This is a genomic window from Stenotrophomonas sp. STEN054, assembly GCF_056854535.1.
The window spans coordinates 1-5667 of record NZ_JBXFWG010000098.1 but is presented as its reverse complement, the minus strand read 5'-3'; the positions used below and the strand labels follow the sequence as shown (position 1 = coordinate 5667).

The following is a 5667-nucleotide window of genomic DNA, read 5'->3' as shown; positions in this document are numbered from 1 at the left end:
ATTCACCACTCTAAACACCCTTCTGCCCGGCCGCCCCGGCTGCCGCCGAATTCACAAAGGCCGCCGCTCGGGCCCCGGCGCCACCAATGCGTCAGCGCTGCGGCTGCGGGGTAATCGTCTGCGTCGGCAATCGCGCCGGGGCCTCCGGGTTCGGCACCCAGATCGCGACACCGGCCGCGCGCTTCTGCGTGGTCGGAATACCGATGCCCACGCCGCCGCCCACGTGCGAGCCGTAGCTGCCGGCGCCCACCGACATGCCCACCGGGGAGCCGCTGCTGCCCACGCCCATCAGGATCACGCCGTTGGCGCCCAGCGCCGCGGCTTCGCGCTTGAGCCGTGCGACGGCTGCGTCGGTCTGGCCCTGGGTACCGAAACCGACCGCCGAGGACGATTCCAGCTGGGCGATTTCCAGCGAACCGGCCGGCGGGGTGGAGTAGATCTGCACCTGCGCCGGGTCGATCGGCGCACGCGCGCGGCCCAGCATCACCTTGGAGGTGCTGGCGCAACCGGCAGCGGCCAGCAGCATGGCGGTCAAAGCGAGCCAACGGATGTTCATGGCGTTTACCCCTGTAGGACAGTTCGGATCATCGGCCGGGCACTCTGAATCGGCGCCAACACCTTCGCCCGGGGCATGGCCGCATGCTGGCACGGGGCGGGTGAGCATGTCGCCAAGGGCGGTAGGCGGCAGCCGCCGGACGGGCTACTGTTGGGGGAGTTACCAACGTGAGGGGAGCTTGGCATGGGCGTGATCAGTCTGTTGTGGGGCATCGTGGCGCTGCTGTGGATGATCCTGGCCCTGATTCCGCTGCTGGGCTGGGGCAACTGGTTCCTGATCCCGTTCGCGGCGGTGGGCGCGGTCATCGCCGCGCTGGGCATCCTCTTCACCCACCCCAGCAAGCGCGGCCGCGCCAAGACCGGGCTGGTCCTGAACGGCATCGTGGTGCTGGTCGGCATCGTCCGCCTGAGCCTCGGCGGCGGGCTGCTCTGAGCGGCCTGCCCTGAAAAAGCTGCTCCGAGTCGCGCCCATGGGTGCGACCGGGGGTCGCAGCCCCGCGGCCCGGCGCCGGGCAGGGGAGTACAATGCCGGGCTGCGCGAGACCCCCGCGTGCCTGTGAAACCGCGCCCGGCGCGGCTGACCCCATGATCATTCGTTCCCGTCCCCACGGCTGGCAACTGCTGTACATCCTGCGCGGTTCCATCGTGCCGGCCATCGCGCCGAAGGTGCTGGCCATCCTGGTGCTGTCGATTGCCGTCGCCGCCGTGGTGGAGCTGGCGCCGTCGTTCGGCATCGAACGGGTCTCGGTCACCCCGTTCACCCTGCTCGGCCTGGTCCTGTCGATCTTCCTCAGCTTCCGCAACAGCGCCTGCTACGACCGCTGGTGGGAAGGCCGCAAGCTGTGGGGCCAGCTGATCTACGAATCGCGTTCGCTGGCACGTCAGGTGCACCTGCTGCTGGCCGACGACAGCGGCCGCCGCCGTCGCATCGCCTACCTCACCACCGCCTTCGCCCACGCCCTGGCCGCACGCCTGCGCGGGCGCATCGTTACCCTGGTGGCGCTGCCGTGGCTGGACAAGCCGCAGCGCGAGCAGCTGGCAGAGCGCGAGAATGTGCCCGACGCGCTGCTGTCGATGATCGCTGCCGAGCTGACGCAGGCGCTGCGCAGCGGCGATCTGGAGCCGATCCTCTACACCCAGCTGGAAGACCGCCTGCACGCGATGTCCTCCATCCAGGCCGGCTGCGAGCGCATCCTCAGCACGCCGCTGCCGTTCGCCTACACCCTGCTGCTGCACCGCTGCGCATGGATGTTCTGCGTGCTACTGCCGTTCGGCCTGGCCAGTTCGCTGGGCTGGGGCACGCCGGTGCTGTCGGCCGTGCTGGCCTATGCCTTCTTCGGCCTGGACCAGCTGGGCGAGGAGATGGAAGAACCCTTCGGCCTGGAGCCGAACGACCTGCCGCTGGACGCCATGGTGCGCACGATCGAGATCGACCAGCTCGACGCGCTCGGCGAACGCCCCCTGCCCGAACCCCTGCTGCCGCAGGGCTACCTGTTGCAATAGCCACTCCTCGGAGCCTGCCATGCCTCATCCCCATTACCGCCCGCGGCGCATGCGCCATGACGAGTTCTCGCGCCGCCTGATGCGCGAAAACACACTCACTACCGACGATCTGATCTACCCGGTGTTCGTACACGAGCTGGCCGGGCGCACCGCGGTGCCGTCGATGCCTGGCGTGGAGCGGCTGTCGATCGAGGAGCTGCTGAAGGTGGCCGAAGAGGCGCTGGAACTGGGCATCCCGGTGATCGACCTGTTCCCGGTGATCGACAGCGCGCAGAAGTCGCTGGATGCATCGGCGGCGTGGGCCGAGGACGGCCTGGCGCAGCGTGCGATCCGCGCGCTGAAGACGCGCTTCCCGGAACTGGGCGTGATGACCGACGTGGCCCTGGACCCGTACACCACCCACGGCCAGGACGGGATCATCGACGACAAGGGCTACGTGCTCAACGACATCACCGTCGAAGCACTGGTCAAGCAGTCGCTGTCGCATGCCGAAGCCGGCGCCGACATCATTTCGCCCTCGGACATGATGGACGGCCGCATCGGCGCGATCCGCCGTGCGCTGGATGCCGACCACCACCTCAACGTGCGCATCATGGCCTACTCGGCCAAGTACGCCTCGGCGTTCTACGGCCCGTTCCGTGATGCCGTGGGCAGCGCCGGCAGCCTCGGCAAGGCCGACAAGAAGACCTACCAGATGGACCCGGCCAACGGCGACGAGGCCCTGCGCGAGATCGCGCTGGACCTGGAAGAGGGCGCGGACATGGTGATGGTCAAGCCGGGCATGCCTTACCTGGACCTGGTGCGCCGGGTGAAGGAGACGTTCGGCGTGCCGACCTTCGCCTACCAGGTCAGCGGCGAGTACGCGATGATGAAGGCCGCCTTCGCCAACGGCTGGCTGGACGAACGCGCCTGCGTGATGGAATCGCTGCTGGGCTTCAAGCGCGCCGGTGCCAATGGGGTACTGACCTATTTCGCGCCGCAGGTGGCGCGTTGGCTGCGCGAGCGCTGACAATAGCGCTCACGACGGACGGAGGAACACGCGATGGGACCGGAAATGGGATGGATGCAATGGCTGATCTGGGGCACCGGCACGCTGGTGTTCGGCGCCATCATCGTCGGCGTGTTCGTGGCGGCCTGGCGTGCCAGCCGGCGCCCGCCGGAGCAGCTCTCCGCCGCCGCCCACGTGGCCCGTGAGCAGGCCCTGCCGGAAAGCGTGCAGGCCGAGCTGGCCGCGCTGAACCGCCGCAAGGACAACGGCCAGCTGAGCGAGATCGATTACGAGAAGCAGCGCGCCCAGGTGTTGGCGCGCTGACGCCTGCGTCAGGGGACTCATCCACGCCATGCGTGGATGAACGCCCACGCGATCCATGGCCCGTTACCCGCCGCACCCGGCCACGGCCGCCACCTTCGGCACCGCCAGCCGGTACACATCCACGCCACCGGCACGTGGTGCCCTGGCCGCACTGCTGGCCACCATCATCTCGCCCGGTTTCGCGTTGTCGACCACCGGCGCGCCGGTCCAGCCGCCGGTCTGGTTGAACGACAGCCCCAGCGGCTGCAGCGCGGCACCGGTCCAGGCGCAGGCGCTGGTCATCACCTGCGCGGCCTCGCCGTTGCCACGGCTGAACACCACCGCGCCGTCATTGCCCAGCCAATCGCCATCGGTCTCGTCAGCGGCCGTGTTGAGGGCAGTCAGGGCCACGGCGGCACCGCGCACGCCCTGCGCATCCAGCGGCGCCACGAACAGATCCCAGCCCTCGCCACGGCCTTGGTCGCGCGCGAACAGCAGCCGGCGGCCATCGACGCTGAGGGCCGCGCCACGCTCGCCACGGCTGCCGTCCTTGCCGGCCAGCGCCTGCGGCCGGCCCACGCTGCCATCGGCGGCCACCGCCGCGCGGTACAGCGCCCATTTCCCCGCGCGGCCGGCGGCGAACAGCAGCCACTGGCGATCGCGGCTGAAATAAGGGTCCAGCGCCTCACCGGCCACGTCCACCGGCAGGGCCTGGGCCTGCTGCCAGCGGCCGTCCACCACCCGTGCCTGCCACAGCCCCCAGCCCGCCTCGCCACGGCGGGCGAAGACGATGCGCTGGCCGTCGGCACTGATCGTCGCCCGGCCCTCGTCGGCGCGGGTGGAGACCACGCCCATGCCCTCGATGCCGTACTCGTTCAACGCCATCGCCACGGGGGCAGAGAGTAGACTGGCGGCAAGCACCAGCAGGGTCGGGGTGATGCGCATCATCCGGGTCCTTGCACGAAAGTGCACCAGTCTAGCCAGCTTGAGGATTCCATGACCGATCGTTACGCCGTCTTCGGACACCCCGTTGCCCATTCGAAGTCGCCGCTGATCCACGCGACGTTCGGTCGCCAGGAAGGCATCAGCATCGACTACCGCGCGATCGACCTGGCCCCGGACGCCTTCCTGGCCGGGCTGGACGCCTTCGCCGCTGAGGGTGGTGTCGGCGCCAACGTCACCTCGCCGCACAAGGAAGCCGCGTTCTCGGCGTGCACCACGCTGACCGCGCGCGCGCGCCGTGCCGGCTCGGTCAACACCCTGCTGCGCAAGGGCGACCGCTGGCACGGCGACACCACCGATGGCATCGGCCTGGTGCGTGACCTGACCGATCGCCACGGCCTGGACCTGCGCGGCCGCCGCGTGCTGCTGATCGGCGCCGGTGGTTCGGCGCGCAGCGTCGCCCCGGCGCTGCTCGATGCCGGCATCACCGAGCTGGTGGTGGTCAACCGCACGCCGGAACGCGCCGACGAACTGATCGACGCCATGGGCGAGCCGGGCCGCGCGCTCAGCCGCTACTGGGAAGACCTGCGTGATCTGGGCGATTTCGAACTGATCCTCAACGCTACTTCGGCCGGCCGCGACCGCGACGTGGAGTTCAAGCTGCCGCTGTCGCTGGTCAATTCGATGACCACCGCGGTGGACCTGAACTACGGCGAGGCCGCCATCGCCTTCCTGGCCTGGGCGCGCGCGGCCAACTGCCGCAACACCGTCGATGGCCTGGGCATGCTGGTCGAGCAGGCCGCCGAGAGCTTCCTGCAGTGGCATGGCGTGCGCCCGCAGACCGACGAGGTCTACCAGCAGCTGCGTGCCGGTGCCGGCGCGTTTGCCGGCCAAGACTGAGCCATGGACAGCTCCTCGCTGCTGCTGAGCGTGCTGAGCATGATCGGCGTGCGCCTGCCGGTGCTGATCGCGCTGTGCATCGGCCTGGTCTGGGTGGTGGGTGCGCCGCGTGATGCGGCCCGCAGCGGTGCGCTGGCGGGCCTGGTGCTGCTGCTGGTGGCCAACCTCGGTGGCGTGGTTGCCAACGTGGTGCCGCTGTGGATGGTCAGCAGCGGTGATTTCACTGCCATCTCGGCGATGAGCGCGGTGCTGGGCGGCGTGCAGTTCGTGCTGTCGCTGCTGAGCGCCTTCGGCATCGTGCTGGTGATCTGGGCGCTGGTGCGCGTGCTGCGCCAGCGGCCACCGCTGCCGCCTGCCCCGTAACGCCGGGCCGCCGGGGGGGGGGGGGGCGGGGGGCCGGGGGGGGGGGGGGGGCGGGGGGGGGGGGGGGGGGGCGCGGGGCGGCCGGGCGCGCGCCCCCCCGGCGCGGCCGCCGC

The 5667-nt window shown here is 70.2% G+C and carries 8 protein-coding genes; 6 read left to right on the top strand and 2 right to left on the bottom strand.

What is annotated here, in order from left to right:
- Positions 1-91: 91 nt before the first annotated feature.
- Entirely contained in the window at positions 92-556 is a 465-nt protein-coding gene (locus tag AC1VXD_RS19650; RefSeq protein ID WP_313145207.1) for a hypothetical protein, read from the bottom strand.
- Positions 557-739: 183 nt separating this feature from the next.
- On the opposite strand from AC1VXD_RS19650, the gene AC1VXD_RS19645 reads away from it, so the two are divergent.
- The 4 genes from AC1VXD_RS19645 (at position 740) to AC1VXD_RS19630 (ending at position 3370) form a co-directional block, all read left to right on the top strand.
- On the top strand, positions 740-988 hold the full coding sequence (locus AC1VXD_RS19645) for a hypothetical protein (RefSeq protein ID WP_482993457.1): 249 nt from the start codon (positions 740-742) through the stop codon (positions 986-988).
- Positions 989-1140: 152 nt separating this feature from the next.
- Positions 1141-2058, top strand: a complete 918-nt coding sequence (locus AC1VXD_RS19640) for a bestrophin family protein (protein ID WP_482993456.1) — start codon at positions 1141-1143, stop codon at positions 2056-2058.
- Between the two features lie 19 nt (positions 2059-2077).
- Positions 2078-3067, top strand: a complete 990-nt coding sequence (gene hemB, locus AC1VXD_RS19635) for a porphobilinogen synthase (RefSeq protein WP_482993455.1) — start codon at positions 2078-2080, stop codon at positions 3065-3067.
- 33 nt (positions 3068-3100) lie between these two features.
- Complete coding sequence (locus tag AC1VXD_RS19630; RefSeq protein WP_108770394.1) at positions 3101-3370, top strand: gas vesicle protein GvpG; 270 nt, start codon at positions 3101-3103, stop codon at positions 3368-3370.
- 63 nt (positions 3371-3433) lie between these two features.
- Here the strand turns inward: AC1VXD_RS19630 and AC1VXD_RS19625 are convergent, their stop codons facing one another.
- A complete protein-coding gene (locus tag AC1VXD_RS19625; RefSeq protein WP_482993454.1) occupies positions 3434-4297 on the bottom strand; it encodes a TolB family protein in 864 nt (287 codons plus the stop codon).
- Positions 4298-4345: 48 nt separating this feature from the next.
- On the opposite strand from AC1VXD_RS19625, the gene aroE reads away from it, so the two are divergent.
- Both aroE and AC1VXD_RS19615 read left to right on the top strand, forming a co-directional pair.
- Positions 4346-5191 carry a shikimate dehydrogenase gene (aroE, locus tag AC1VXD_RS19620; protein WP_108770392.1) on the top strand — a complete coding sequence of 282 codons (846 nt, stop codon included), beginning with the start codon at positions 4346-4348 and terminating at the stop codon, positions 5189-5191.
- Between the two features lie 3 nt (positions 5192-5194).
- Complete coding sequence (locus tag AC1VXD_RS19615) at positions 5195-5554, top strand: hypothetical protein (protein WP_482993453.1); 360 nt, start codon at positions 5195-5197, stop codon at positions 5552-5554.
- Positions 5555-5667: the final 113 nt, after the last annotated feature.

Bases quoted from the DNA above. Each gene is read 5' to 3' on its own strand.
- AC1VXD_RS19650 (WP_313145207.1), bottom strand. From the start codon at position 556: ATGAACATCCGTTGGCTCGCTTTGACCGCCATGCTGCTGGCCGCTGCC.
- AC1VXD_RS19630 (WP_108770394.1), top strand. From the start codon at position 3,101: ATGGGACCGGAAATGGGATGGATGCAATGGCTGATCTGGGGCACCGGC.
- AC1VXD_RS19645 (WP_482993457.1), top strand. From the start codon at position 740: ATGGGCGTGATCAGTCTGTTGTGGGGCATCGTGGCGCTGCTGTGGATG.
- AC1VXD_RS19640 (WP_482993456.1), top strand. From the start codon at position 1,141: ATGATCATTCGTTCCCGTCCCCACGGCTGGCAACTGCTGTACATCCTG.
- aroE (WP_108770392.1), top strand. From the start codon at position 4,346: ATGACCGATCGTTACGCCGTCTTCGGACACCCCGTTGCCCATTCGAAG.
- AC1VXD_RS19625 (WP_482993454.1), bottom strand. From the start codon at position 4,297: ATGATGCGCATCACCCCGACCCTGCTGGTGCTTGCCGCCAGTCTACTC.
- AC1VXD_RS19615 (WP_482993453.1), top strand. From the start codon at position 5,195: ATGGACAGCTCCTCGCTGCTGCTGAGCGTGCTGAGCATGATCGGCGTG.
- hemB (WP_482993455.1), top strand. From the start codon at position 2,078: ATGCCTCATCCCCATTACCGCCCGCGGCGCATGCGCCATGACGAGTTC.